Raw genomic sequence first — 26,995 nt, 5'->3', positions numbered from 1 at the left:
GACTGAAAACAAATCATTATTTCTTGTCGTCTTTCACTTCTTCAAATTCAGCATCGACAACATCATCGGCAGTCGCGTTAGACTTTTGGCCAGCGTCTTGTGCGCCGCCTTGAGCCTGAGCTTTAGCTTGAGCAATTTCCATCAGCTTGGCAGAAGCTTCAATCAGCTCCTGAGTCGCTTTTTCGATGGCTTCTTTGTCGTTACCTTTAGAGGCCACTTCAACCGCGCTCATTGCCGCTTCAATCTTTGCCTTGTCATCGGCAGGCAGAGCGTCGCCAGCTTCTTCCACTTGTTTCTTAGTTGCATGAACTAAGCCGTCAGCTTGGTTGCGAGCTTGCACTAACTCTTCGAATTTCTTGTCTTCTTCGGCGTGAGCTTCTGCGTCACGTACCATTTGTGCCACTTCTTCTTCGCTTAAACCAGAAGAAGCTTTGATGGTGATGTTTTGTTTCTTACCGGTTTTCTTGTCGGTAGCAGAAACGTGCAGAATACCGTCAGCGTCGATATCGAACATCACTTCGATTTGTGGCATACCACGTGGCGCTGGCTCAATACCTTCTAAGTTGAACTGACCTAATGACTTGTTCGCGCTCGCTTGCTTACGCTCACCTTGCAGTACGTGAATAGTCACTGCGCTTTGGTTGTCATCGGCTGTTGAGAAAACTTGCTGTGCCTTAGTAGGAATCGTGGTGTTTTTCTCAATCAGCTTGGTCATTACGCTGCCCATGGTTTCGATACCCAGAGACAGTGGTGTTACGTCTAACAGCAGAACGTCTTTCACGTCGCCTGACAGTACGCCCGCTTGAATCGCAGCACCAACAGCAACGGCTTCGTCTGGGTTGACGTCTTTACGTGGCTCTTTACCGAAGAAGTTAGTCACTGCTTCTTGAACCTTAGGCATGCGGGTTTGACCGCCCACCAGAATCACTTCGTTGATGTCTGATACTGATAAGTCAGCGTCAGCCAGTGCCACTTTTAATGGCTCTAAAGTGCGAACGATTAAGTCTTCAACCAAAGACTCTAACTTAGCACGGGTGATTTTCACCACTAAGTGCTTAGGACCTGTTGCATCGGCAGTGATGTATGGCAGGTTAACTTCAGTTTGGTTGGTGCTTGAAAGCTCGATCTTCGCCTTTTCAGCCGCTTCTTTCAGACGTTGCATTGCTAAAGGATCTTTACGCAGATCTAAGCCTTGCTCTTTCTTGAACTCGTCAGCTAAGTAGTTGATTAAACGGTTGTCGAAGTCTTCACCACCTAAGTGGGTGTCACCGTTCGTTGCTAATACTTCAAAGGTTTGGTCGCCGTCGTTGCTGTCGATTTCGATGATAGAAATATCGAATGTACCACCACCTAAGTCGTACACTGCAACGATATTGTCGCCTTGCTTCTTGTCGATACCGTAGGCAAGCGCTGCAGCCGTTGGTTCGTTGATAATACGTTTAACTTCAAGACCTGCGATGCGACCCGCATCTTTAGTAGCTTGACGTTGAGAATCGTTGAAGTATGCAGGTACGGTAATTACCGCTTCAGTCACTTCTTCACCTAAGAAGTCTTCTGCCGTTTTCTTCATTTTTTTCAGGATTTCAGCTGAAACCTGTGGTGGTGCCATCTTGTTGCCACGTGATTCAACCCAAGCATCACCGTTGTCGGCTTGGATAATTTTGAAAGGCATGATGTTCACGTCACGTTGAACTTCGTCATCTTTGAAGCGACGACCGATCAGACGTTTGATCGCGAAGAAAGTATTGTTAGGGTTAGTTACCGCTTGGCGTTTTGCAGGTTGACCCACGATAGTCTCATCGTCTGTGTATGCGATGATTGACGGGGTTGTGCGATCGCCTTCAGCATTTTCTAATACGCGTGCTTTGCCGCCATCGAGGACAGCTACACAAGAGTTTGTTGTGCCTAAGTCGATACCAATAATTTTACCCATGAGGTCCTCCGAAAAAATTCTGTCGAACTAAATTTATAAGTTGGTTTTGATATGGGGCCGGACACATGTTTTTCAAGTCCACAGTGGCCACCTTCTCTGCCTTAACACCTATATTGGGACAGTGATTTTAATTACAAGGGCTAACAAAAAAATTTTCTTAGTTATCTTTTTGGTAACTAGGAGGGAGACTAACAGCGAACCTGTTGGGTACAGCAACCCAAAATAATAAATACCAACCTAATAAATAACAGAGACTTAAAGTTCAATATAAAAACAATGTGAGTTGTTTTTAGCACAAAAAAGACACAAACAATCCCCTAACCTTCTTTACAAAGTGAATAAAATATTCAATCACTAAAATCCACTTGCTTATCACAGGCCGCTGTTATTCAATCCATGCTTAATAAAGAATAGGGTTTTCGTTAATAGGAAAAGCGTGAGTGAAATCTTCAAATTGGGCCTATGTGTACGGCATGGCGGCGGTAATACTTTGGTCGACGGTTGCCACCGCCTTTAAAATTGCGCTTGGATTTTATAGCCCCCTGCAATTAGTGTTTGTGGCTGTAATCACCTCAATCGTGACCTTAGGTGGCATTCTGGCGTGGCAAAAAAAGCTCCCACTGCTTAAGCAACAATTACTCCGCCGTCCGGCTTTTTATCTGATAACAGGCTTAATCAACCCTTTTCTCTACTATGTAGTATTGTTTAAGGCCTACTCCTTACTGCCAGCCCAACAGGCGTTATCGCTCAATTATACGTGGGCGGTGTTATTACCTTTACTTGCCGCGCCACTGCTAAAACAAGTGCTACGTAAAAGTGATATTGCGGCTGCGCTAATTGCCTACACGGGGGTGTTTATTATTGCCACCGGCGGTGATGTTAGCGATTTTAACTTCGATAGCCCACTCGGGATTGGTCTAGCGCTGACCAGCACCCTGCTGTGGTGTTTATATTGGATTGTGAATACCAAAGATCAGGGCGATCCTGTCGTTAGCCTGCTGTTAAGCTTTACTATCGGCCTGCCTTTTATTGTCATTACGTTACTGCTCACCGATACCTTGCCAAGTTTTAGTCCCGATGCCGTGCTAGCGGGTATGTATGTTGGCCTCTTTGAGATGGGCATTACCTTTGTGCTGTGGTTAATGGCACTCAAAACAGCCACCCGCACCGCCAATATCAGTACCTTAGTATTTTTATCGCCGGTAATGTCGATAGGTTTTATTGCTTGGATTTTGCAGGAAAGCATTGAAGTGTCGACCTTTATCGGTCTTGGCTTTATCTTAACGGGTATGATGTTACAGCAATTATTACCCCGCTTTTTGGAACGTAAAAACGCCTTAGCGACTGGTTCGGATGTAGGTAAATAAATGCTCTTTTATAGGGTTGCCTATGGCTACCATAGGTAACCCTAACTGCGTTACCCACTATTGACCTTATTACATACAAGGATGCATCAAGGAAGAGATTATGACTCCAGCAGTCCAGCTCGCAAAAAAAGCCAAAATCGTCTTTGAAATCTTAGAGTACAGCCATGATCCCCACTGCGCCGCCTATGGCGAAGAAGCAGCTAATACCTTAGGCCTTAATCCTGCACAGGTTTTTAAAACCCTACTGGTTGCCATTGATAAAGCCCATTTGCCGATTGCCGTCGCCTTGGTGCCCGTCAACCATCAACTGGATCTTAAGGCGGTCGCTAAATGCTTAGGTCAGAAAAAGTTACAGATGGCCGACGCCGAACTAGCGCAAAAGTCCTCGGGCTATCTAGTTGGTGGGATCAGTCCGCTTGGACAAAAGAAGCTCCTCACCACCCTGATTGATAATAGCGCCCAAAACTTCGACAAAATTTATGTGAGTGGAGGTAAACGCGGTCTTGAAATCTGTTTATCGCCAACCGATTTAGCAATTTTGAGCAAAGGCTCCTTTGCTCACATCAAAGTCCTCTGAGATAAAATTTAGGCTAAGCAGTCAATTTATAATGATTTTGCAGAAGTATTTATTGTGCTGATTGAAAAAATAAGGATTTTTGTCTATAAACTGAACAATGGCAAATGACTAGGGATAGTCGCATGGAAAAGTCAACGCAATGGAATCAGGAAGATAGCATCAGCCCCATCAGTTGGGCAGCCATGCTTATCTGTATCGTCCTATTTATCTATGAACACTTTTGGGGTCATGATTTTACCACCATGGTTGTCATGCTCTATTGCACCTTTATGCTGCCATCAGTGCTACTGATCCGTAAGGTGCAAGAAAAGTATTTTCTCTATACCTTGGAATATATCCGTGCCTTTCGTAAATTCACCACTGTGATGTCGGTTATCTTCTTGTGTATCTGGGTGATAGCGACGGTAATGCGTTTCTTAAAGTAACAATTAAAAGCCATTTAAGCATAAAAAAGCCGTCGAATTGACGGCTTTTTATTGGAATTGCTTTTAAAGTCCAGTTAGGTGCGACTGGTATAATCGCCCCAGGCAAGCCACTTGTAGGTGGTTAATGCTTCAATGCCCATAGGCCCTCGGGCATGGAGTTTTTGAGTACTCACCGCCACTTCGGCGCCGAGCCCAAATTGTCCACCATCGGTAAAACGGGTACTGGCATTCACATATACGGCGGCTGAATTGACCTCATTCATAAAATGGGCGGCGGCATGGATATCGTCAGTCAAAATCGCCTCCGAATGCCCACTCGAATAATGGCGAATATGGGCAATTGCTTGATTAATATCATCGACCACTTTAATCCCTAAGGTGAGAGACAACCATTCGGTAGCAAAGTCGTTATCCCTTGCCTGAGTAACATCAACCCCCAAGCCATCAAGTAAAGGAAAACTTTGCCCACAAACTGAAAACCTCACCCCCAGGGTATGAAGGTGCGCAGCAATCTGCGGCACAAAAGTTGTCGCTACGGTCTTATCCACCAGCAGGGTATCGAGGGCGTTACACACTGTTGGTCGCTGCACTTTGGCGTTGGCAATCACATCGAGCGCCCTAACTAAATCCGCTGATTTATCGACAAATAGATGACAAATACCGATGCCCCCTAAAATCACCGGAATCGTTGCCTGCTCAGCGCAAAGTCGCTGCAATGCTTGGCCACCACGGGGGACGATCATATCGACGTATTTATCTAACTTTAGCAGGCCTAATACCAAAGCCCTATCAGGTGAGTCAATAAGTTGCACCGCATCCTTAGGGAAACCTAATTTAGCCAGAGCACCTCGGATCACTTCACTTATTAGCTTGTTTGACTCAAGCGTCTCTTTACCACCACGAAGGATCACCGCATTGCCGGTTTTAAGGGCTAATACAGCAATATCAACAGTCACATTAGGGCGGGCCTCATAAATCACCCCAATCACACCAAGCGGCACGCGGCGACGCGTAAGGCGTAAACCGTTGTCTAACACCCGCGAGCCAAACTCTTCACCCACGGGATCGGCGAGACGCACCACATCACCGATATCAGCGATGATGCCCGCAAGACGCGACTCATTCAGCAGCAACCTGTCTATCATCGCATCGGTTAAACCATCGGCTTTAGCGGCGGCCACATCCTTAGCATTCGCGGCCAAAATAGCAGGAGTTTGCTCAGTCAAAGCGCTGGCGATATCTTCCAATAATTGAGCCTTTTGCCTCGCCGTTAAATTGGCCAGCACATAACTTGCCTGCTTCGCATTTTGACCTAACTGCTGTAGATATTGCTCTGGATTAATTTGGCTCAAAACTAGACCTCGCTTATAGAACAACCATGTCGTTACGGTGCACTATGGCATCCCCATAATCAAACCCGAGAAGGGATTCGATTTCGTCGGAGTGCTTACCTGCAATTAAATTTAATGCTTCATCACCGTAGCGGGATATCCCCCTTGCGATCAAGCGACCTTGCTTATCAACAAGTTGCAATGTTGCGCCTCGCTCAAAATTGCCTTTGACCTCGACGATTCCCTTAGATAGCAAACTGCGGCCCTTCTCAGTAACGGCTTTAACTGCACCATCATCAAGCACCAAAGACCCTTTAGCCGCAGGTCCTGCCAAAATCCATTGCTTACGACTCTCTAATGGATTTTGAATAGCACTGAAATGGGTGCCAACCGACTCTTTAGCCGCAATTTTTTTGATCACATCGGGATGATGACCCGAGGCAATCACGACTTCAATACCTGCACGGCGGGCGATATCGGCGGCCTCAAGTTTGGTCGACATGCCGCCCGTTCCTAAGCCTGATACCGAACCTCCGGCTAACAGGCGCAGACTATCGTCAATTTTTTCAACCTGCGGAATAAGCTTGGCATCGGGGTTCGTGCGGGGGTCGGCGTCGAACAGCCCCTTTTGGTCAGTCAATAACATCAGTAGGTCAGCATCACACAACAGCGCCGCCCGTGCAGATAGATTGTCGTTATCACCCACCTTGATTTCATTGGTGGCAACGGCATCGTTTTCATTAATAATCGGAATAATGTTGTTGGCTAGCAGCGCGTTTAGGGTATCGCGGGCATTCAAATATCGCTCACGGTCGTGCAAATCCGCGCGAGTTAGTAACAACTGGCCGACATGCAAACCATAAATACTAAAGAGCTGCGACCAAGCGAGAATCAGCTGACTTTGTCCCACTGCGGCCAGCAACTGTTTGTTAGCCATGGTATCGGGCAAGATGGGATATTGAAGATGTTCACGGCCTGCAGCAATGGCGCCTGAAGTACAGACAACGACTTCAACGCCCGACTTCATCAATGCGGCCATTTGCCGAGCAAGCTCAACCATATGCGCTTTATCCAATTGCTTGCTGCCCGATGTCAGCACACTCGTCCCTAACTTCACCACTACACGGCGATATGCAATCTCACTCAAGCTCAATCTTCACTTATCAAAAAATAACCAGACATTTCTTATACCTAATCCATCAGCTAATTGGTAGTCAACAAAGATTAACTCACGTTAAAAATTCTAGAACTGTTTGGAATAGCTCAAAAAAAAGGGCCATCGATTAGATGACCCTTAATCATTTCGCCTAAAGCGAATTAAATAAGTGCAACTTAGCTAAAAGCAAACTTAGCCACGAACATCGCTGCCAAAATAACCACACCCACATTCAAGTCGCTAAAGCGACCTGTCAGTATTTTGATCACCGCGTACGAAATCAAACCTAAGGCAATACCTGTCGCAATGGAGAAGGTCAATGGCATCATAATACACACTACCACCACTGGAGCCGCCTCAGTTAAGTCCTCCCACTCTACATGTAACAGGCCTGACATCATCAGAATCGCTACGTAGAATAACGTGCCCGCTGTCGCGTAAGCAGGGATCATTCCCGCCAATGGAGCAAGGAATAATGACGCGATAAAGAGTAGACCCACTACCACAGCCGTCAGACCTGTTCGGCCGCCCACGCTCACACCAGAGGTACTTTCAACATAACTTGTCGTGGTTGATGTACCAAAGGTTGCGCCCGCAATCGTCGCTAAACTGTCAGCAGTTAATGCGCGGTTTAATCGAGGTAAACGGCCTTTATCATCAAGGAAACCACCACGCTGTGCGACCGCAACTAAGGTGCCTGAGGTATCAAATAAGTCCACAAATAGGAAGGCAAATACCACTGATAACATGGTCACTTCGAATACTTGTGATAAATCCATCGCCATGAAGGTCGGTGCTACCGACGGCGGCATTGACACAAGCCCGTTATATTGCACATCACCAAAGGCCAAACCTAAACCGGTAACCGCCAGAATGCTGATGATAACCGCTGATTTCATGCCACGATTCACTAAGGCGATGATGATGAAGAAGCCAAGCACAGCCATCAATGCTGGGAATGCGGTAATATCGCCCATGGTCACCAGCGTTGCCGGATTTGCAACCACAATGCCGGCACTCTTAAGGCCAATGAGCGCAAGGAAAAGACCAATACCTGCTGCAATACCGATACGCAGTGACATTGGAATGCTATTGACGATCCACTCCCGGATACGCACTAAAGACAGAATTAAGAAACAGATACCAGAGAGGAATACTGCGCCTAAGGCCGTTTCCCAGCTATATCCCATTTCACCTACGACTGTGTAAGTGAAGAACGCGTTAAGCCCCATACCTGGCGCTAGCGCAATTGGGTAGTTCGCCATTACGCCCATTACGATACAGCCAACCGCTGCCGCTAAACAGGTGGCCACAAAGACGGCACCGTGATCCATACCCGCATCGGCTAACATCATTGGGTTTACAAAAATGATGTAAGCCATAGTCATAAATGTTGTCAAACCTGCTATCGCTTCCTGCTTGAGGCTCGTTTGATTTTCTTTAAGTTTGAACAGCTTTTCTAACATGGAACTGGGTTCCTTTTCTTTTAAGTAGGGTATTTTCAATGTAAATAATCTGTAGCTAAGCTACAAGCGCCGCAGATTATAGGGAGTTTAAGCTGGTCAGGCCACAAATTGATCATGAAATCCTTAAAAGAATTCGCTATACAGCATAAAAACTCACCTTCATGGTACTCGGTAAATCCCGCGGCTCTCGAGATTGTCGCCTTTAGCCACATTTAAACCCGCAAATCTTGCGGTAAGCATGTTCTTAAAACCGCATAATTTGGCAAAAAAACGAAGCTAATAAGGGGCTAAACAAGCTGAGTAACGAATAGTAATTACAAGCTTATCAACAGGGAAATAGGTAACAACATAGAAGTGATAAAAGTATATAAAGCTGCATCTAGGATAGGTTAAGTGACAATAAGCAAGGTAAAAATAAGGTAAAAAAAAGCCTGCTCAAGGAGCAGGCGAGACAATTTCAAGCGTCCCCTTCGGGGGAAGTACATTACCGCGCTAGCGGAAGAAACCTGGCATACCCATGCAAAGCACAGATAGCTACTTGTGTCTAAACACGCCCAAACAGGCGATCAAAGGTTGATGGATGATGGAAACTAGGTTTAAAGGGATAGTTAGCCCTTAAAGCTCATAGCGAATAAACCGCCACGCAAAACATCGGTGTTAATCCAAGTGTTTTGCCACACAAAATGATTCTTACCAGTGTAAGACATAGTCAATACTCCAAAAAAGTTGAGGTTAAGTGCTCTAGCAAAGCTGTGCTCGGTTCCTTGGAACTAGAGATTCTCAAATCCGTTGAGACAACTTGTCACTCTGGTCCTTGGAGAAAAATATCCATCCTGGATTGACTAGAGGGAAAAGGCATTGTGCCTGCCCTACGAAAGCTATTATAGATAACTGTAATTTTATTACAAGCTGTATTTCATTTTTTTTGATTAACGGCATTTAATGTAATTTAATTACACATAGTTAATGTGGTTTTTGTAGATCCCCATCACAAAAAATCAGAAATAATTCCATAACACACTAATAAATAAGCTATTACAGAATTATTCCTGTTTTTGTTCACACCTTGTTAGCGATTGATCAAATATTGATACAAACTCACCAACGGACTTGCAGTCGGTTTTCCATAAAGAGGATCCCCTTCTGTAGCGCTACCAGCAATGTCTAAATGGGTATAAGCCAATGGAATCGCAGCATTTTTACCATGTTCAAATAATCCAGACGCCTTCAACAGGAAAGCCGCAGGGTATTGATGCCCGCGGGCAGTCACTGAAGAGGGTGCGTTATTCGATGACAAGACATCCGCAGCGCCCGACACATCACGAATTTTGGCAAAGTCTTCGGTCCGCAGTGACGACACTTCAAAGGGCTCGCCCCATTGAACTGAATGCTGCTGCAAGGTACTTGCTACCTGTTTATCGGTCGCAACACTGTTTTCAACTGCCGCAGGATAACCGCCATAGCAACGCACCACATGGCCGGTCAGAGTGGCCACCGAAAACATTTCAGGATTCACAGCCGACACGGCTTTAATACGCAGATGGCTCAAAAGGTCGGCCAGCACCAAACGCCCTTCTGCATCGGTATTGCCAATACGAACTCTTACCCCCGAATGGGCAGTAATGATTTCGTCGGTCACAAAGGCATCACTGCCGATACTATTACGTACTAAACCCAACTCAGCAATCACCCGAATGCCCTTAGGCTTTAACATCGACAGGGTTTTGAAAAGCCCCGCAACCGCAGCAGCGCCGCCCTTATCGCGGCTCATACCCGCCATCGCACCGCCAACCTTAAGATCGGCGCCGCCGGTGTCGTAAACCACGCCTTTACCCGCAAACAGGAATGTACGGGTCACTTCGCCCTCTGGCACATATTCCAATTTCACCACCCGCGGTTGATGACGACCCACAGCAAAGGAGGAACGGCCAACGGCGCTCAGCAATGGATAATCACGCTCAAGGCAGTCTTTGTTTTCAACAACAGTCACTTTTAAACCGCTACCATCAAATGCTTGCAGGCAGTAATCGGCAAAGGCTTTTGCCGTCATGCGCTCAGGCTCTGTGCCACATAAATCCCTTGCCAGCACTCGCCCGGCTTCGAGGGCATTAAGTAACTCGCTTTGATGACCGGCAATCGACAGTAATCCAATGGCTTCAAAGGCGGGCTTAATTGCACGCGCTTCACGCAGCTCTAAGGTTTGCCATAATTCTTGGCCACAGGCTAAAGCCGCAACTTCGCTGGCAAACTGATAACGGCTATCCTTTGATGGCGCGATATAGAGTAGTGGACGAGTCGCCCCCGCATCCTTAGCAATCGCGATACCCGCTCTGGCAGCTGCGGCGTAAACACGCACATCGACATATTCATCTTCAGCTTGGGTAACAGGGGAAAGAATTAATCGACCGCCCGCAAGACCTGGGGCAAACAGTAATGTAGGACTCTTACCAACACGTTTATCAACGTTGGCACCATGCTGAGCCAAGAGTGAAATCTCATCGATTGCGATAGAAGATACCTCTGCACTTACCACCACAACCGCATCCCAACCTTCGCCATCAAAAATGGCATTTTCGGTTTTGACATCAACAAAATTTACTTGAAACATGGTCCATCCTTTTTCATTATTTGCCTGCATTATTCATGCTCTAAACACTAATTACCAATCAAAAATTTATGTCATCGCCATCGAAAAAATCCATCTTGGCAACTTTCGCTGCCAAAGTTATCAGCCTCCTTAGGCTAAGGATTATTAGACCGCCGAGAATGTGCTAGAATGCGCTAACTTTTGCCCTATATTCACAATACCTCATGAGGGACAATTCTGTGACAGCGTTAAGCCAGTTATACCCACAGCCATTATGGCAATGGTTTGAACAAATCTGTGCAATTCCCCACCCTTCTAAGCACGAGCAAGCCCTAAGCAAACACATACAAGATTGGGCCAAGAGCAAGTCGCTCGATGTAATTGAAGATGCCGTTGGCAACTTAATCATCCGTAAGAGTGCCACTCCGGGCATGGAAAATCGCAAAGTGGTGGTTATTCAAGCTCATATCGATATGGTGCCACAGAAGAATGCCGATAAAGTGCATGACTTTACAAAGGATCCTATCGAAGCCCATGTTGACGGTGAGTGGGTAAAAGCCAGAGGCACTACCCTAGGCGCGGATAACGGCATTGGTATGGCGTCGGCGCTCGCGATCTTAGGCAGCGATGATATTAAACACGGCCCATTAGAAGTCCTGCTGACCATAGATGAAGAAGCGGGTATGACGGGCGCTTTCGGTCTGCAAGCAGGTATGCTCGATGCTGAAATCCTGATCAACACCGACTCTGAGCAAGAGGGTGAAATCTATATGGGCTGCGCCGGTGGCGTCGATGCTCGAATTACCCTGCCAATGGTATGGCAAGCTTCAGAGCAAAGTTACGCGTCATTCAGCCTGCATCTTTCAGGTTTAAAGGGCGGTCACTCTGGGGTGAACATTCACTTAGGCCGTGGTAATGCAAACAAAATTCTAGCCCGCTTCCTATTTGAAAACGCCGATGATTTGGCACTGGAATTAACCCAGTTCACCGGTGGCTCACTGCGTAACGCTATCCCACGTGAAGCCAATATCAGCTTTATGTTACCCACTGAAAATGTGGACGCGCTGAATGAAAAAGTTAAAGCGTTTGAAGCCTTAATTCGCGCAGAGCTGGCAATTGCCGACCCAGATATGCGCTTAGTGTTAAGCCAAATCGACACGCCAAAACGTGTGATGAGCGAGAACAGCCAAAACACCCTAATCGACTTGCTGCATGTGTGCCCAAATGGCGTAATGCGCATGAGCGATGAAGTGGCGGGCGTGACTGAAACCTCATTAAACGTCGGTGTGATTAACACCAGCGATGAAGAAGTCACCATTCTGTGCTTAATCCGTTCACTCATTGATTCTGGCCGCACTCAGGTTGAAGGCATGCTCAATGCCCTGACCAATCTGGCTGGCGCAGAGATTGAATTTAGCGGTGCCTACCCTGGTTGGAAGCCGGATAACAGCTCGCCAGTGATGGCAATTGTGCGTGAGACCTATGAGTCTATCTACAATAAAGAGCCAGTTATTATGGTGATCCACGCGGGGCTTGAATGTGGTCTGTTTAAGAAGCCTTACCCAGAGATGGACATGGTGTCGATTGGCCCTACCATTCGCTTCCCACACGGCCCAGATGAGATGGTCAATATCGAAACCGTTGGCCAATATTGGGATCTACTCTTAGCGGTATTGGAACGTATTCCTGCGCGCGCATAAGTGCTAAGCGCCTAATGAAGAGTATAAAGGCCGCACTAAGCTATTAACGCTTGTGCGGCCTTTTTATTTAGCTAGCTAAAAATTGGAATTATTTTTGTATCAGAAGCTTAAAAACAATCTTAGAAAGAAAATCCCAATTGGGCGCTATTTACCTCAAGCTTTACCTGTCTACTCTGCTTTCCCTCAGCAAGTCCCACTGAAACCCCTAATAAGCGAATTCCCCTTCCCTCCTGCCTTGCCATTGCTTGAGCGAGCAAATCGTAAAACAGCACAACGGAGACCTCATCGCTACGATGTTCAATGGTCGTTTGCTTAAAATCATTGAACTTAAGCTTTACGACTTGCTTATGGATTTGCCTGTCTTTGGCGCTGCGACTCAAACGCTGGGCTAACTCCTGCAATAACCCCGGCATCACCTGCTGACATTGCTCAAGGGTATGAATATCCTTGGCAAGGGTGGTTTCAACCCCCACTGATTTACGCTCGCGACCAACGGAAATTCCCCGCTCATCGATCCCCTTAGCGCGCTCAGCAAGGACATTGCCAAACTTACCAAAGCGAGCAATCAGCTGCTGAGTCGGGAAGGCTTGCACATCGCCACAGGTATTTAAGCCCAGTGCAGAGAGTTTTTCGGCGGTCACTTTTCCCACCCCTGGAATTTTGCGAAGCGATAAGCTTTTAACAAACTCGGGTAACTCAGAGGGCGTAATCACATATTGGCCGTTGGGTTTATTTAAATCCGACGCCACCTTAGCCAGAAACTTCACCGGTGCGATACCTGCAGAAGCGGTTAAACCTGTCTCGTTAACAATATCGCGGCGGATAGCCTCGGCAATCAAAGTGGCTGAGCCCTTATGGAGTTTACAGTCACTTACATCTAAATAGGCTTCATCTAAGGATAGGGGTTCGATGAGTTCGGTATAACGGCCGAAGATAGCGCGGATCTGCTGCGACACATCTTTATAGACCTGCATCCGCCCCGGAACCAAAATAAGATCGGGACATAACTTCAGTGCATAAGCCGTTGCCATGGCGGAGCGTACCCCAAATTTACGGGCTTCATAATTACAAGTGCTGATCACCCCACGACACTCCAGGCTGCCACCCACGGCAAGGGGTTTACCGCGGTATTCGGGAAAGTCCCGCATTTCCACCGCAGCAAAGTAGCAGTCCATATCGATGTGAATGATTTTACGCACTTGAATACCCCCAGCAATAAAATACTGTATATAAAAACAGTAATCAAGTAACACCTTGAAAATTGCGATCGAAGACACGCTTGGGATCGCTTGCTGTGAAACCAGCAAAAAGGCAGTAAAAAGCCAGCAAATGCTGGCTTAAGATCTGGATACAATACTCAGACTTATCGTTATTTTTTCATTGCTAATAGTTACATCTTAGATTGCAGATAGTTAGGCAAACCGATTTTCGAGATAAGTCCAAGTTGCTTCTCGAGCCAGTACATATGATCCGATTCGGTATCATCGAGTAATACTTCAAGGATTTCCCGTGTCTGGTAATCCTTTTTCTGCTCGCAAAGTGCAATCACCTTACGCAGTGCGTCCGCAACTTTGTACTCGTAATTCAGGTCATTACGCAGCATCTCCTCGACGTTTGAACCAATATTCAGCGGCTCACGGGCGGCGACATTGGGCGTGCCTTCGAGGAATAAAATGCGTTGTACTAGCTTAGCAGCATGTTGTTTTTCATCGTCTGATTCGTGGGCAATGCGCTCGTATAGCTCATTTAGTCCCCAATCTTCGTACATATGGGCATGGACAAAATATTGATCCATCGCCGATAGCTCCCCTGTCAGGAGCTGATTCAGTGCATCGATAACGTCTTTATCGCCTTTCATAACGCAGCTCCTATGACTCGCTCATTTGGGATTGAAGGTAGTTTTGGATGCCAGTTAAGCCGATTAACTCAAGCTGTGCTTCGAGCCAATCTAAGTGTTCTTCTTCATCCTCAAGTAAATCCTCGAGTAGATCGCGGCTGACATAGTCTTGCTCGACCTCACATATTGTGATGGCGTTACGCAGTAACGAGAGTTCTTCTTGAACTATCGCGATATCACAATCGAACATTTCTTCACAATGCTCACCAATGCGCAATTTTTCGAGTTGCTGAAGATTGGGTAAGCCCTCTAGAAATAATATCCGCTCGATAAGTTTATCGGCATGCTTCATATCCTGAATGGATTTTTTGTATTCGGCATGATTAAGCTTTTCCAGCGCCCAATGTTTAAACATTCGAGCGTGGAGGAAATATTGGTTAATAGCGGTCAATTCACAGGTAAGTACCCGATTTAATTGCCCCACCACTTTTGGATGACCTTTCATAACTTGCGTCCTTGATAGGCTGAAATTTGATCTATGTCAAATTTCAGCCTAGTACAGACTTAACGCTTTCTCAAATTTCTAAATAATTTCATCTAGTTAATGATAAAAACCATTCTCATTTTCGCTTAGGTTTGCGTACATTATCATTCGCCATAAGCCGAGGAATATTTGGCAGTTATTGATGATTAAGGAGGAGAATTTAACAATGGGAAGCAAAAAATAGCCTCCAAAGGGAGGCTATTTTTCAAAAGAGTGATTAGATAATGCGGTCTTTCGTCAGTTTCTCACGGCGAGCTTCTTCAGCTGCCATACGACGTTTACGCTTGTCACAGGGATCATCGCAATCGCATGCTTTCTCAATCCCTAACACACCTAAACCGCCACAGCTCCCTTCAACGGCCTTACGCTTGATGATATAACCTATGGACATAAGCAAAAAGAACAATAATAAAATCACAAATGCCGCGATAAAAGTGCTCATGTTAACTCCAACTACTTAATGAAAGGCTTAAAGGCTTCGCTGTAGTATACCTTAAAACCTTCGCCCTGCTTTTCGATTAGCATTATCGCCAAGTGCTCTTTCTTGGCAAGTTCCAATGATGCCTCGGTACCTAATACCATCATTGCGGTCGCAAAGCCGTCGGCGGTCATACAGTCTTTATGCAAGACGGTAACAGATGCTAACTTATGATTGATAGGTAAACCAGTGCGTGGATCAATAATATGCGTAAAACGTTGGCCTTCTTCCTCATAGTAATTGCGATAATCACCTGAAGTCGCCATCGCCATAGTGCCAGGTTCAATCACCTGCTGCACCGCCATACCTTCATCCGTTGGCTTCTCAATTGCGACTTTCCAGGCACTGCCATCGGCCTTAGTGCCCTTAACGCTAAGCTCACCGCCAATTTCAACCAGATAACCCGTTGAGTGATACTTGTCTAAAATCGACGCCACTTTATCGACGCCAAAGCCCTTGGCAATCGACGATAAATCCACATAGAGGTAAGCATTGTGTTTACTTAAACGATTGCCGTCGATAGACAGCTCATGGATACCGGTTTTGGCTTTTGCCGCATCAATTTGTGCCTGAGTAGGCACCTTAGTAGGACGCTTATCTGGGCCAAAGCCCCATAAATTCACTAATGGTCCTAGGGTGATATCTAAGGCTTTATCGCTCACCTCGAATAAACGCATGCCCTCTTTCACCACTTTGATTGTATCGGAAGAAACTTCAACGCTCTGCTCAAGGGGGAGTTGGTTGAAGCGCGATAACTCAGAGTCGGGACGATAGGTCGACATCTGGTTGTTGACCTGCTCTAGGGCCAAGTCAATTTCAGCCTGCAGCAACTGGGCTGTTGGCATATGTTCGCTAGGAACCACTTTAATATGGTAGGTTGTACCCATAGTGCTGCCCGAAAGAGAGATTACCTCATCCTTTTTCGCACAGCCCGCCATAACAAAAGCAAGGCCAGCAACTAGCAGCCAACTAATAGAATTCTTGAGAGATAAGTGCTTTAACGCTGAAGTGTTTAACACTGGAGTTTTTAACGCTAGGGTCTTAAACATAGTGACTAACAACTCTTTTGGGGCTCTATAATGCAAAAGTTGCAGATGAGAGCGTTACTCCACATCTGCAACTCTTCGTTTCTTGGTCTAACTTAATTAGCCGCCGAAGTCATCCAGAAGGATGTTTTCGTCTTCTACACCAAGATTCTTTAACATACCGATTACGGCCGCGTTCATCATTGGAGGTCCACACATGTAGAACTCACAATCTTCTGGGGCTTCGTGGTCTCTCAGGTAGTTTTCATATAACACGTTGTGAATGAAACCTGTGTAACCTTCCCAGTTATCCTCCGGTTGAGGATCTGACAGCGCCACGTGCCATACGAAGTTATCGTTTTCAGCCGCTAGGCCGTCAAAGTCTTCTACGTAGAACATTTCACGTTTAGAACGCGCACCGTACCAGAAGCTCATCTTACGCTTAGACTTAAGACGCTTCAGTTGGTCAAAAATGTGTGAACGCATTGGTGCCATACCCGCACCACCACCGATGAATACCATTTCTGCATCGGTATCCTTCGCAAAGAATTCACCGAATGGTCCAGAAATAGTCACTTTATCACCGGCCTTAAGGCTCCAAATGTAAGATGACATCTTACCGCATGGTAAGCTCAAGTTACGTGGAGGTGGCGTAGCGATACGTACGTTTAGCATGATGATGCCAAACTCTTCTGGGTAGTTAGCCATTGAGTATGCACGGATTGTTTCTTCATCAACCTTAGATTCTAAGTTGAAGAAACCGAAGTGTTCCCAATCGCCACGGTATTTTGCCGGTACATCGAAATCAGCATATTTAACATGGTGTGCTGGCGCTTCGATCTGGATGTAACCACCCGCACGGAACGGAACAGACTCACCATCAGGAATTTGCAGCTTCAGCTCTTTAATGAAGGTTGCTTTGTTATCGTTAGAGATAACAGTACATTCCCACTTCTTAATACCAAAGATTTCTTCGTCAAGCTCGATTTCCATGTCGTTCTTAACGTTCACCTGGCAAGACAGACGACAACCTTTACGGGCGTCACCTTTGCTGATGTGATCGAGTTCGGTCGGCAGAATATCACCGCCACCAGACTTCACCACTACGCGACACTGGCCACAAGAACCACCGCCACCACAGGCGCTTGATACGAAGATACCGTTGTTCGCTAACGCGCCTAACAGCTTGCCACCGGCACCGGTTGTAATCGCTTTTTCAGGATCGTCATTGATGCCGATCGTGATGTCACCGCTTGATACTAGCTTAGATTTAGCGAACAGAATCACTAAAACTAAGATAAGTACGATAGCAGTAAACATACTCACACCGAGGTAAACCTCAAGCGGAGTAGATTTAAAAATACCAAGAATATCCATTAACTTATCCTTAGAAGGTCCAAATCAAGAAGCCGTTTGGTGTCTCTTACAGAGACACACCAGAAAACGACATGAAACCTAAGGCCATTAAACCAGCGCTGATAAAGGTAATACCTAAACCACGCAGACCATTAGGCACGTCGGCATACTTCAGCTTCTCACGGATACCGGCCATCAATACGATAGCTAATGCCCAGCCCAAACCAGAGCCAAAACCGAATACCACACTTTCGCCCAGCTTATAGTCACGCTCAACCATGAATGACACTGCACCGAAAATCGCACAGTTCACAGTGATCAGAGGTAAGAAGATACCTAACGCGTTGTACAAAGGCGGAAAGTACTTATCCAGTGCCATTTCCAGAATTTGAACTAAAGCTGCAATCACACCGATAAAGGTAATGAATTTTAAGAAGCTTAAATCAGCTTCAGCCGCACCAGCCCAAGCCAGCGCACCAGGCGCTAACAGCCCTTGGTAAATAACTTGGTTAGCAGGAACAGAGATAGTCAACACGACAATTACTGCAACCCCGAGGCCCATTGCCGTGGTCACTTTCTTCGACACAGCTAAGAAAGTACACATACCAAGGAAGAAGGCCAGTGCCATGTTTTCAATGAAAACAGAGCGAATTAACAGGCTAATATAATGTTCCATCGCACTTACCCTTTTGCTTCAACTTGCTCTGGCTTATAGGTACGAATAATCCAGATCAGGATACCAATCAGGAAGAACGCACTTGGCGGCAGTAATAGCAGACCGTTTGGTTGATACCAACCACCGTCAGAGATCTTGTGCAGAATCTCAACACCGAACAGTGAGCCGTTACCAAACAGTTCACGAACAAAACCAACAGATAGCAGAATTGCACCGTAACCTAAACCGTTACCGATACCATCCATGAAGCTCATCATTGGTGGTGTTTTCATCGCATAGGCTTCAGCGCGACCCATTACGATACAGTTCGTAATGATAAGGCCAACGAAAACCGATAGCTGCTTAGAGATCTGATAAGCATAAGCCTGCAGGAATTGGTCAACCACGATTACCAAAGAAGCAATAATGGTCATCTGCACGATAATACGCACACTGCTAGGAATGTGGTTACGGATCATTGAGATAAACAGGTTAGAAAACGCTGTTACCGCAGTTAACGCCAACGTCATTACCAGTGCAGTTTCGAGCTTGCTCGTTACCGCCAGCGCACTACAAACACCAAGGATTTGCAGGGCAATTGGGTTGTTGTTGATGATAGGTCCAGTCAGAACCTGTTTCAGTCCTTTAGAGTCAGACATTAGCTGAGACCTCCATTGCGTGCTTTTTCAATGAAACTCGCAAAACCTTCTTTACCTAACCAGAATGTCAGAGAGTGTTGAACACCGTTACTGGTCAGCGTCGCACCTGACAGTGCATCAACACCGAATTCAGTGCTCGCCACTGCAGGGTTTTTAGTTACGCTAATAGCAATGTTACCTTGCTCATCGAATAACTTCTTACCTTGCCACTTGGCTTTCCACTGCGGGTTTTGTACTTCGCCACCTAAGCCAGGGGTTTCACCTTGCTCGTAGTAAACTAAGCTCTGGATGGTGTTTAAGTCAGCATCTAACGCGAGGAAAGCGTACATGGTTGACCACAGGCCATAACCGTGAACTGGCAGAATCACGCTCGTTAATTTACCTTGGTCGTCACGAACGAGGTAAACCACAGCATCTTCAGCAACACGCTTAACTGAAGCGATATCGTTTTCAGGTACAAATGAAGCCTTTAGATCGCGAGACGCTTTGCGTTGATCGAAAGTATTTGCGTCACCTTCAACCCAATCACCAGACTTTAAGTTAACCAGTTTGGCTTCGATGTGCTTGCCATAGGTTTCTAAGATTTGCGTTTTAGAAACTTTACCGGCTTTAGTATCGATTAAACCCGCTGCTTCAAGGATGTACTTTTGCTTATCAAGCAGTTTGTTTTCCGCTTGAGTTGGGCGCAGTAACACCGCTGCAGTAGATACAAATATCGCACAGATCAGACACAGGCCGACGACGATAAATAACGTTCTTCCGAACGAATCCTTATTGCTAGCCACGAGCAATCCTCCGCTTGATATTTGCCTGAACCACGAAGTGGTCGAACAATGGCGCGAACAGGTTAGCAAACAGAATTGCTAACATCATGCCTTCTGGGAATGCAGGGTTGATCACACGGATAAACACAGCCATTGCACCAATCAAGATACCGTAGGCCCATTTAGCTTGGTTTGTGAATGACGCAGACACAGGGTCAGTCGCCATAAACATCATGCCAAATGCAAAGCCACCTAACACTAAGTGCCAGTACCAAGGCATTGCAAACATTGGGTTGGTGTCGCTACCGATAACGTTTAGCAGAGTTGAGATGGCAAACATACCCACCATCACACCACCTACTATGCGCCATGAAGCGATACGGGTGTAGATGATGACCAAGCCACCTAACAGAATTGCTAAGGTAGAAACTTCACCAACAGAACCAGGGATGAATCCGAAGAACGCATCCCACCAGTTTTGGTTAAATGCATAGTCTAAGGTACCAGCCGCCGCTTGGCTTAGTGCAGTTGCGCCTGAGTAACCGTCAGCTACCACCCAAGAAGTGTCACCAGACATGTTCAGTGGGTAAGCGAAGAACAGGAACGCACGACCCGCTAATGCAGGGTTTAAGAAGTTACGACCCGTACCACCAAACACTTCTTTAGCCACTACCACACCGAAGGTGATACCTAAGGCCACCATCCATAATGGAATAGTTGCAGGTAGCGTCAGAGCGAACAGGATAGAGGTAACGAAGAAACCTTCGTTGACTTCGTGACCACGTACAGCCGCGAACAGCACTTCCCAAATACCACCGATAGCAAACGTTACCGCGTAAATAGGTAGGAAGAAACAGGCGCCGTACCACATCAGTGTTGGCCAGCCAGAGCTTGCGCTCAGCTCAGTTCCAAACAGACCAAATAGGCTTACTTGCCATACGTCAGGCGTTGCAAAACCCGCAGCTAACGCGACTTGGGCTTGCAGACCGACGTTGTACATACCCACGAACATCGCAGGGAACGCACAGGCCCAAACAGTGATCATCATACGCTTCAGGTCGATATTGTCGCGAACATGGGTTTTACCTTTGTTCACTTTGCCTGGCGTATAAAAAATGGTGTATGCCGCTTCAAACAGGGCATAAAATTTCTCGTATTTACCGCCTTTCTCAAAGTCGGGTTCAATACGTTCGAAAAAATCTTTCAAGCTCATTAGCCTTCCCTCTCGATCGTATCTAAACAGTCACGCAGATATGAACCGTAGTCATATTTGCCTGGACATACGAACGTACACAGTGCGAGATCTTCTTCATCTAACTCAAGCGCACCAAGAGTAGCTGCACCGTCATAGTCGCCAGAGATCAGGTCACGCAGCAACATAGTAGGAAGAATATCCAGAGGCATCACACGCTCGTAGTTGCCAATTGGCACCATCGCGCGGTCAGAACCACCGGTACTCGTTGTCATACTGAATAGACGAGATGGGCTTAAGTGGCCGAGGAATGCACGGGTGATAGAGAATTTGTTTGAGCCAGGTAATACCCAACCAAAGAGTTCTTTTTCAGTGCCTTCTTCTAACAGACTCACCTGTGCATGGTAGCGACCTAAATATCCTTGAGGACCCGCTGCAGTACGGCCGTTCAGAACAGAGCCTGAAATTACACGTACATTACCAGGTTGGGTTTCACCTGCAGTTAATTCAGTCATGCTTGCACCGAGAACGGTACGAACCAGACGTGGCTTAGCCGCTTTAGGACCAGCAATCGCAACGACACGTTCAACGTTCAGTTCACCGGTAGTAAATAGCTGACCAATTGCTATTACGTCTTGGTAACCTACGTGCCAAACGGTACGTTTTGCAGAAGCTGGAAGGACAAAATGGATATGAGTACCAACAAGACCCGCAGGGTGAACACCGGCAAATTCTTCAACTTGGGCGTTTGCGGCTGGAATATCAGCGCCTGGAGCTTTACAAAGGTAAACTTTACCTTCGGTAAGTCTTGCTAAGACCTTAAGACCGTTAGCAAAATCTTCTTTATGCTCACGGATCACTACAACAGGATCAGCGGCATGAGGTTGCGTATCAATCGCAGTTACAAAAATACCCGCGGCAGAAGAATCTACTGCTGGCACTTTACTAAAAGGACGAGTACGCAATGCGGTCCACAGACCTGATTCAATCAGGTTGTCACGGACTACTTGCGCATCAAGCGTATCGAGTGCAGGCACGTCAAACTTAGCAAAGGAAACACTTTCGTTACCTTCTACTTGAATAACAACAGACTGCAGCACGCGCTGGGCGCCCCGGTTGATCTCTAAAATAGTACCACTGGCTAAAGCCGTATATTTCACGCCAGGATTTTTCTTATCTTCGAAAATCACCTGACCTTTTTGAACTTTGTCGCCCACTTTGATCTTCATCGTTGGACGTAAGCCAATATACTCTTCACCCAAAGTAGCTACATGTTTAATGGCTGAGCCATTATGGATAACTTGCTCTGGTCCGCCTGCTATAGGCAGTTCCAATCCTTTCTTAATTGTAATCATATCCACAAGCACTACGTTTTGAAGGAAAGACAATGCGCCGCGTTCCTGCTTAATACTGAGGTTTTTAAGCAAAACCTACTGCATTGAGCTAGCGCAGGTTTATCACAGAAATGCGATCGCAATCACGCTGGTCGCGCGCATTTTACCCCAATTGCCATGGCATCGCCACGAAAATTATAGGTGATTTCAAACCTCAAATTAGCGTTTAAAAGAATCATGCACTACGGCGTACATCTTTCGAGCTTGTGATGGGCAGGAAAGTAGGAATATCACGGTCGGCTAATACTATAACTTTAATTTATAAAGAATTAATTTATAAAAAAGTTCACCCCTCATTTAATGGAGAGGGGTGAACGGATTTGGATTTTATCACAGAGTGCTTTATATAGCGTTTAATTTTGTCAGTAATGCCATTGGTATCCAAGATAGCTGATTCTGCCTTTTTGACCTCGAATGCCAGTATTTGATGCTGTGGTCACTAAGGCCTCATCTAGCAGGTTTTCAACCCTAAAATAAAATTCATTTTGTTTGTCATAATGGTAATTGGCCGCTAAATCAACTCTCCACTGGCCATCGAAGGATTGCATCTCGCTACCAAACTCTTCAAATTCCCGCTGAGATTGATACAGCGCATTCAGATTGAGTTCATATTGAGAATATTTCACTCCTGCGCTTAATCGTAACTGCTGCTCGGGTAACCAAGACAATCTTTCACCCGAAGCCACACATCCTTGGATAGCCGTGCAGGTAGTTCTTTGGTATTCAGCGCGCAGATATTGATAGTTAAGTGACAGTGGTAATGTGACCGCCCCCATTTCCCAGCGATACCCCAGCACTAATTCGGCGCCGTAGCTCTGTACATCGGGAATATTCTCCTGAATGAGCAAGCGGGTATCTGCACACATTGAGTAAGCATTACAATCCACATGAAGATTATCAAAATCGAGGAGATACGCTTTTACGTCAAGATCAAAACCTGCTTTTGCGAACTGGGCACTCACTTGGTAATTTAGCGAAACCTGTGCGTCCTCCTCAGGATTTCCGGCACTTGCCGCAGTCCAAGCTCGGCGAATATCACTGCCAAAACGCCAGTCATCCCCAACATACCAAAGACCGATTTGCGGCATCCAATCGCTATCAGAAAAATCGACCTTATCGAGATCAATTACGCTCGATTTAACATTCCTATCTAAGCCAACGTGTTCGTAGGCCAGTGCTAAGGTCAGCTGCAAGCGTTGCCATTTAAACAGGGCGTCAATGGCCGAAGTTAACGCGCTAACATCATCGGTGTAGGCAATAAGATTGCTAGGGTCGGCAGCTAAAATACTGCGGTCGACCTGCCATAGGGCTTGCTGCTCACCGAATCTCATCTCGGCTTTATCTGTATGGTAACGGGCACTGTAGATAATTTGATGCTCGCCATATTGATTAATTGCCTTGCTTTGTACGCCAAAGGCACTGTAATCATTATCTTGGGCAAGAAAGGTTAAATCAACGCCAGCATCCTCTGGCTGCAAATCAAATTGTGCGATACTCTCAAGCACTTGAGAATCAATATTTAGCCCGTCATACAGAGCTAATTGATTGAGTTTTTGGGCATAGGACTGATAGTAAAAATCCGTCAGCACTTTATTGGCGCCCATACTCACTTCATGTGCCAACTGATACTTATGATGACGCCCCGTGGATTTATCTTTTGCCGTCGCAGAATACAGCATCATCGGATCCATCTGCCAATCGACGGCAGTTAAACCGAGTCGCGACTGATACCTATCATCATCCATATATTGATAAGTAAATTCGGTTTGCTGAGGACTACGCGCTCCCCTCAGACTTGAGGCATGGATTTTAAAGAGGATATCTGCAGACTCACTTTCGGCCTCGCTACTATTAAGAAAAGCAACATCACCTTGGGACTTAGCATAATTTGCTGCCAGTAACATACTGTATTCTTTACGCTTAATACCCCAGCTTAAGCCACCATTCCAATCATTCTCAGTTGAACCTTCAATCTGAAAATGCCCATCCTTGAGCTGATTAGTGAGTGCCAGACTTTGGTAATCAATTAATCCAAAGGCACCTTGACCGCCTAGGCTGAGCTCACCCAATGGCGAACTACCGACGCTTTGTTGCTGCATTAAATGGGGTAACAGATGAAGCTGCGGCGCAGAATAGGGGGCTGGCGAAAAATAAACCCTGTCCTGTATCACTGCGATGCCTTCACTCGCACTGCGCATACTGATCTTGGCGCTATTACCACTGCGGTCGGCAGGTAAAACAGAAACGGCGGATAATTGACTCAGCATTATCGCATCATCAAGGGTGTGATAACTGCTGTTGGCTTGCTGAAGATCGATCGATTGCGAATAAAATGGACTAGCTTGAAGTGGTTTGACGCAGGCAAAAGACACCGCTATTGCGGTTAGCGAGACGGCAAAGTAGCGATGCGACATACTTAGCTCCCCAATTATTAACGTACGGCATTCTTGTTGTAGGTTTGTAAAATAACTGAATTTCCTCAAAAAAAAAAGCGACAAGTGTCGCTTTTTTGACGCCGTCAAACTAAGTTACGTTTGTGCGTTACTGCGCAAGCGCTTCTTAGATTATAGATTGCCTAAAATCTCATCGCTAAGTTTTAAGTCATCATTACGGTTAACACTCACTCCTGCTGCGATAATATTGCGTGCGATATCTTGGGCTTGCTCAAGTGAGTGCATCTCGTAAGTGCCACATTGGTACTCGTTCAGCTCAGGGATTTCAGACTGCTCAACCACTTTCAGCACGTCTTCCATCGACGCTAACCAAGCATCAGCGACTTGACGCTCAGTAGGTTGACCAATCAGGCTCATATAAAAACCAGTACGGCATCCCATAGGTGAAATATCAATGATTTCAACATCGCTACCATTTAAATGGTCACGCATAAAACCTGCAAACAAATGCTCCAATGTGTGGATACCACGTTCACTGAGGATATCTTTATTCGGGGCACAGAAACGCAGATCGAATACGGTAATCGCATCGCCCTTAGGAGTGCTCATGTGTTTCGCAACACGCACAGCAGGTGCATTCATCCGAGTATGGTCAACGGTAAAGCTATCGAGTAATGGCATAGGGAGCTCCAAAATTGCAGTGGCCTAAAGGGTGTCACTGTTCTAATCAGTTTATGGCGCAAGCATAACATCAAATGAAGTGACTCGATAATAAGTTCATGCAAGATGAAATCATCTCAGCAAGCTAAGCAAAAGATAAACAAACATTGCGAAAATACGATTAACGCTGACGTTGCTGGCTGTAGGCGTCCTCGGAAATTCTATGATAGTCTCGCACGCCAGCCTCATAGGTTTGATAAGCTCGGTACACCTTCCCCATCAAGGCATCTTGACTGGCTTGTTCCTCAAGCACCAGCTTTGAAACTCTTGCCAGCTCATCCATCACCTCATTTGGAAAGGCTTTTAATACGACACCATGACTATTTACTAAGGTGTCGAGAGCGGTGACATTATAAGTGGTGTAATCGTCGAGCATATCCTGACTTATTGCCCGAGCCGCTGTTTTGACTATGGCTTGTAAATCTGCAGGCAAATTCTCAAAGGCCGCCTTATTAATTAAAAACTCCATGTTCGAGCCAGGCTCATGCCAGCCAGGATAATAGTAATACTTAGCAACTTTATCTAAACCCAAGGCTAAGTCATTCACAGGCCCTACCCACTCAGCCGCATCAATAGACCCTGTATCTAAAGCGCCATACACTTCTCGCCCCGCCATATTCACCGGCACGGCACCTAAGCGTTTTAAAACTTCACCGCCCAGACCTGGCATACGAATTTTTAAGCCCTTAAAATCTGCAACAGAATTGATGGGTTTATTGAACCAGCCCCCCATTTGCATACCTGTATTGCCACCCGCGAGCGGAATTATGCCAAAAGGGCGATAGACTTCTTCCCAGAGCGCCATTCCGCCGCCATGGTGCAGCCAGCCATTCATTTCTTGAGCTGTCATGCCAAAGGGAATGGAAGAGAAAAACTGCGCCGCAGGCGCCTTACCTTTCCAATAATAGGAGGCGCTGTGGGCCATTTGGATTTTACCTTGACTCACCCCATCAAACACGGCAAAAGCTGGCATTAACTCACCCGCCCCATAAACGCTGATGTGAAGCCGACCATCGGACATCTGATTAACCAGATTGGCGAAACGTACAGGTGCCATCCCAAGCCCTGGGAAGTTCTTAGGCCAAGAGGTGGCTAAGCGCCACTCAATAACATCGGTTTTTTCCTTGATACTTTCAGTAGGTTGAGTTGAAGTAACGTCATTAGAGTCAGAAGGGGGCGTGCAGCCACTTAGCCCAATCAGGCAAATGGTCAAAATAAAGCCCCAGAGCTGACGCATTAAATATTCTCCTCGAACCTGAAAATGAAATCGTCGGCAAATAAGGTCGCTACTGAATTAGCCAACGATACATGGCAGCCACAGCCAACGAAAATGAGAACATATTGTTAACATAGAAAGTTCAACAGGGAAACCGAAGAATGCTAGCCAATTGACCTAAAACAAAAAAGCCACGTTTATAACGTGGCTTTAGAAGCGA

Annotated in this window: 23 protein-coding genes; 4 read left to right on the top strand and 19 right to left on the bottom strand. The window is 46.2% G+C overall.

The genetic code is table 11. The features are described 5' to 3' along the window. Positions 1 to 16: 16 nt before the first annotated feature. Complete coding sequence (dnaK, locus tag K0H61_RS04000; RefSeq protein WP_220051475.1) at positions 17 to 1,933, bottom strand: molecular chaperone DnaK; 1,917 nt, start codon at positions 1,931 to 1,933, stop codon at positions 17 to 19. Between the two features lie 440 nt (positions 1,934 to 2,373). On the opposite strand from dnaK, the gene K0H61_RS03995 reads away from it, so the two are divergent. The 3 genes from K0H61_RS03995 (at position 2,374) to K0H61_RS03985 (ending at position 4,302) form a co-directional block, all read left to right on the top strand. Further along, positions 2,374 to 3,300, top strand: coding sequence for a DMT family transporter (locus K0H61_RS03995; RefSeq protein ID WP_220051474.1), 927 nt, complete (start codon positions 2,374 to 2,376; stop codon positions 3,298 to 3,300). Positions 3,301 to 3,400: 100 nt separating this feature from the next. Further along, positions 3,401 to 3,877, top strand: a complete 477-nt coding sequence (gene ybaK, locus K0H61_RS03990) for a Cys-tRNA(Pro) deacylase (protein WP_220051473.1) — start codon at positions 3,401 to 3,403, stop codon at positions 3,875 to 3,877. Positions 3,878 to 3,999: 122 nt separating this feature from the next. Next, positions 4,000 to 4,302, top strand: a complete 303-nt coding sequence (locus K0H61_RS03985) for a hypothetical protein (RefSeq protein ID WP_220051472.1) — start codon at positions 4,000 to 4,002, stop codon at positions 4,300 to 4,302. Between the two features lie 74 nt (positions 4,303 to 4,376). Here K0H61_RS03985 and K0H61_RS03980 read toward each other — a convergent pair whose 3' ends face one another. The 4 genes from K0H61_RS03980 to K0H61_RS03965 all read right to left on the bottom strand — a co-directional run bounded on the left by K0H61_RS03980 (position 4,377) and on the right by K0H61_RS03965 (position 10,863). Further along, positions 4,377 to 5,654 (bottom strand): glutamate-5-semialdehyde dehydrogenase, encoded by a 1,278-nt coding sequence (locus K0H61_RS03980; protein ID WP_220051471.1) that lies wholly within the window; start codon positions 5,652 to 5,654, stop codon positions 4,377 to 4,379. Positions 5,655 to 5,667: 13 nt separating this feature from the next. Continuing rightward, complete coding sequence (gene proB, locus K0H61_RS03975) at positions 5,668 to 6,786, bottom strand: glutamate 5-kinase (RefSeq protein WP_220051470.1); 1,119 nt, start codon at positions 6,784 to 6,786, stop codon at positions 5,668 to 5,670. A gap of 179 nt (positions 6,787 to 6,965) precedes the next feature. Continuing rightward, the gene (locus tag K0H61_RS03970; RefSeq protein WP_220051469.1) at positions 6,966 to 8,255 is read right to left on the bottom strand and encodes an NCS2 family permease; all 1,290 of its coding nucleotides are present in this window, start codon (positions 8,253 to 8,255) and stop codon (positions 6,966 to 6,968) included. 1,069 nt (positions 8,256 to 9,324) lie between these two features. Continuing rightward, positions 9,325 to 10,863 (bottom strand): M17 family metallopeptidase, encoded by a 1,539-nt coding sequence (locus tag K0H61_RS03965; protein ID WP_220051468.1) that lies wholly within the window; start codon positions 10,861 to 10,863, stop codon positions 9,325 to 9,327. A 218-nt stretch (positions 10,864 to 11,081) separates the two neighbouring features. On the opposite strand from K0H61_RS03965, the gene K0H61_RS03960 reads away from it, so the two are divergent. Next, the gene (locus K0H61_RS03960; RefSeq protein WP_220051467.1) at positions 11,082 to 12,542 is read left to right on the top strand and encodes an aminoacyl-histidine dipeptidase; all 1,461 of its coding nucleotides are present in this window, start codon (positions 11,082 to 11,084) and stop codon (positions 12,540 to 12,542) included. Between the two features lie 119 nt (positions 12,543 to 12,661). Here the strand turns inward: K0H61_RS03960 and dinB are convergent, their stop codons facing one another. From dinB to K0H61_RS03890, 14 genes are all read right to left on the bottom strand, one after another. After that, a complete protein-coding gene (gene dinB / locus K0H61_RS03955) occupies positions 12,662 to 13,741 on the bottom strand; it encodes a DNA polymerase IV (protein ID WP_220051466.1) in 1,080 nt (359 codons plus the stop codon). Between the two features lie 191 nt (positions 13,742 to 13,932). After that, positions 13,933 to 14,400 carry a bacterioferritin gene (gene bfr / locus K0H61_RS03950; RefSeq protein ID WP_220051465.1) on the bottom strand — a complete coding sequence of 156 codons (468 nt, stop codon included), beginning with the start codon at positions 14,398 to 14,400 and terminating at the stop codon, positions 13,933 to 13,935. A gap of 10 nt (positions 14,401 to 14,410) precedes the next feature. After that, positions 14,411 to 14,884 carry a bacterioferritin gene (bfr, locus tag K0H61_RS03945; RefSeq protein WP_220051464.1) on the bottom strand — a complete coding sequence of 158 codons (474 nt, stop codon included), beginning with the start codon at positions 14,882 to 14,884 and terminating at the stop codon, positions 14,411 to 14,413. Between the two features lie 256 nt (positions 14,885 to 15,140). Then, entirely contained in the window at positions 15,141 to 15,365 is a 225-nt protein-coding gene (nqrM, locus tag K0H61_RS03940; protein WP_220051463.1) for a (Na+)-NQR maturation NqrM, read from the bottom strand. A gap of 11 nt (positions 15,366 to 15,376) precedes the next feature. Then, positions 15,377 to 16,450 carry an FAD:protein FMN transferase gene (locus K0H61_RS03935; protein WP_220051462.1) on the bottom strand — a complete coding sequence of 358 codons (1,074 nt, stop codon included), beginning with the start codon at positions 16,448 to 16,450 and terminating at the stop codon, positions 15,377 to 15,379. A 96-nt stretch (positions 16,451 to 16,546) separates the two neighbouring features. Further along, the gene (nqrF, locus tag K0H61_RS03930) at positions 16,547 to 17,803 is read right to left on the bottom strand and encodes an NADH:ubiquinone reductase (Na(+)-transporting) subunit F (RefSeq protein WP_220051461.1); all 1,257 of its coding nucleotides are present in this window, start codon (positions 17,801 to 17,803) and stop codon (positions 16,547 to 16,549) included. Positions 17,804 to 17,849: 46 nt separating this feature from the next. Beyond that, on the bottom strand, positions 17,850 to 18,458 hold the full coding sequence (nqrE, locus tag K0H61_RS03925) for an NADH:ubiquinone reductase (Na(+)-transporting) subunit E (protein ID WP_220051460.1): 609 nt from the start codon (positions 18,456 to 18,458) through the stop codon (positions 17,850 to 17,852). Positions 18,459 to 18,463: 5 nt separating this feature from the next. Next, positions 18,464 to 19,096, bottom strand: a complete 633-nt coding sequence (locus tag K0H61_RS03920; protein WP_220051459.1) for an NADH:ubiquinone reductase (Na(+)-transporting) subunit D — start codon at positions 19,094 to 19,096, stop codon at positions 18,464 to 18,466. Further along, entirely contained in the window at positions 19,096 to 19,881 is a 786-nt protein-coding gene (locus K0H61_RS03915) for a Na(+)-translocating NADH-quinone reductase subunit C (protein WP_220051458.1), read from the bottom strand. Before K0H61_RS03915 ends, K0H61_RS03920 begins: the two co-directional genes overlap by 1 nt. Beyond that, positions 19,874 to 21,073, bottom strand: coding sequence for an NADH:ubiquinone reductase (Na(+)-transporting) subunit B (locus K0H61_RS03910; protein WP_220051457.1), 1,200 nt, complete (start codon positions 21,071 to 21,073; stop codon positions 19,874 to 19,876). Before K0H61_RS03910 ends, K0H61_RS03915 begins: the two co-directional genes overlap by 8 nt. Continuing rightward, the gene (locus K0H61_RS03905) at positions 21,073 to 22,407 is read right to left on the bottom strand and encodes a Na(+)-translocating NADH-quinone reductase subunit A (protein WP_220052452.1); all 1,335 of its coding nucleotides are present in this window, start codon (positions 22,405 to 22,407) and stop codon (positions 21,073 to 21,075) included. The genes K0H61_RS03910 and K0H61_RS03905 overlap by 1 nt, the downstream gene beginning before the upstream one ends. 401 nt (positions 22,408 to 22,808) lie before the next feature. Next, on the bottom strand, positions 22,809 to 24,860 hold the full coding sequence (locus tag K0H61_RS03900) for a TonB-dependent receptor domain-containing protein (RefSeq protein WP_220051456.1): 2,052 nt from the start codon (positions 24,858 to 24,860) through the stop codon (positions 22,809 to 22,811). A 150-nt stretch (positions 24,861 to 25,010) separates the two neighbouring features. Next, positions 25,011 to 25,520 (bottom strand): S-ribosylhomocysteine lyase, encoded by a 510-nt coding sequence (gene luxS / locus K0H61_RS03895; RefSeq protein ID WP_220051455.1) that lies wholly within the window; start codon positions 25,518 to 25,520, stop codon positions 25,011 to 25,013. A gap of 160 nt (positions 25,521 to 25,680) precedes the next feature. Then, positions 25,681 to 26,796, bottom strand: coding sequence for a TRAP transporter substrate-binding protein (locus K0H61_RS03890; protein ID WP_220051454.1), 1,116 nt, complete (start codon positions 26,794 to 26,796; stop codon positions 25,681 to 25,683). Positions 26,797 to 26,995: the final 199 nt, after the last annotated feature.

The sequence above is a fragment of the Shewanella acanthi genome (genome assembly GCF_019457475.1).
In the GTDB taxonomy this organism is placed as follows: Bacteria; Pseudomonadota; Gammaproteobacteria; order Enterobacterales; family Shewanellaceae; genus Shewanella; species Shewanella acanthi.
The sequence above is the reverse complement of the archived record's forward strand: the minus strand, read 5'-3'. Positions and strand labels throughout refer to the sequence as shown.

Coding starts and splice junctions, on each gene's coding strand:
- nqrE (WP_220051460.1), bottom strand. CDS start 18,458: ATGGAACATTATATTAGCCTGTTAATTCGCTCTGTTTTCATTGAAAAC.
- bfr (WP_220051464.1), bottom strand. CDS start 14,884: ATGAAAGGTCATCCAAAAGTGGTGGGGCAATTAAATCGGGTACTTACC.
- ybaK (WP_220051473.1), top strand. CDS start 3,401: ATGACTCCAGCAGTCCAGCTCGCAAAAAAAGCCAAAATCGTCTTTGAA.
- K0H61_RS03965 (WP_220051468.1), bottom strand. CDS start 10,863: ATGTTTCAAGTAAATTTTGTTGATGTCAAAACCGAAAATGCCATTTTT.
- K0H61_RS03910 (WP_220051457.1), bottom strand. CDS start 21,073: ATGAGCTTGAAAGATTTTTTCGAACGTATTGAACCCGACTTTGAGAAA.
- K0H61_RS03935 (WP_220051462.1), bottom strand. CDS start 16,450: ATGTTTAAGACCCTAGCGTTAAAAACTCCAGTGTTAAACACTTCAGCG.
- K0H61_RS03985 (WP_220051472.1), top strand. CDS start 4,000: ATGGAAAAGTCAACGCAATGGAATCAGGAAGATAGCATCAGCCCCATC.
- nqrM (WP_220051463.1), bottom strand. CDS start 15,365: ATGAGCACTTTTATCGCGGCATTTGTGATTTTATTATTGTTCTTTTTG.
- bfr (WP_220051465.1), bottom strand. CDS start 14,400: ATGAAAGGCGATAAAGACGTTATCGATGCACTGAATCAGCTCCTGACA.
- K0H61_RS03905 (WP_220052452.1), bottom strand. CDS start 22,407: ATGATTACAATTAAGAAAGGATTGGAACTGCCTATAGCAGGCGGACCA.
- dnaK (WP_220051475.1), bottom strand. CDS start 1,933: ATGGGTAAAATTATTGGTATCGACTTAGGCACAACAAACTCTTGTGTA.
- K0H61_RS03920 (WP_220051459.1), bottom strand. CDS start 19,096: ATGTCTGACTCTAAAGGACTGAAACAGGTTCTGACTGGACCTATCATC.
- K0H61_RS03890 (WP_220051454.1), bottom strand. CDS start 26,796: ATGCGTCAGCTCTGGGGCTTTATTTTGACCATTTGCCTGATTGGGCTA.
- luxS (WP_220051455.1), bottom strand. CDS start 25,520: ATGCCATTACTCGATAGCTTTACCGTTGACCATACTCGGATGAATGCA.
- K0H61_RS03900 (WP_220051456.1), bottom strand. CDS start 24,860: ATGTCGCATCGCTACTTTGCCGTCTCGCTAACCGCAATAGCGGTGTCT.
- nqrF (WP_220051461.1), bottom strand. CDS start 17,803: ATGGATATTCTTGGTATTTTTAAATCTACTCCGCTTGAGGTTTACCTC.
- K0H61_RS03970 (WP_220051469.1), bottom strand. CDS start 8,255: ATGTTAGAAAAGCTGTTCAAACTTAAAGAAAATCAAACGAGCCTCAAG.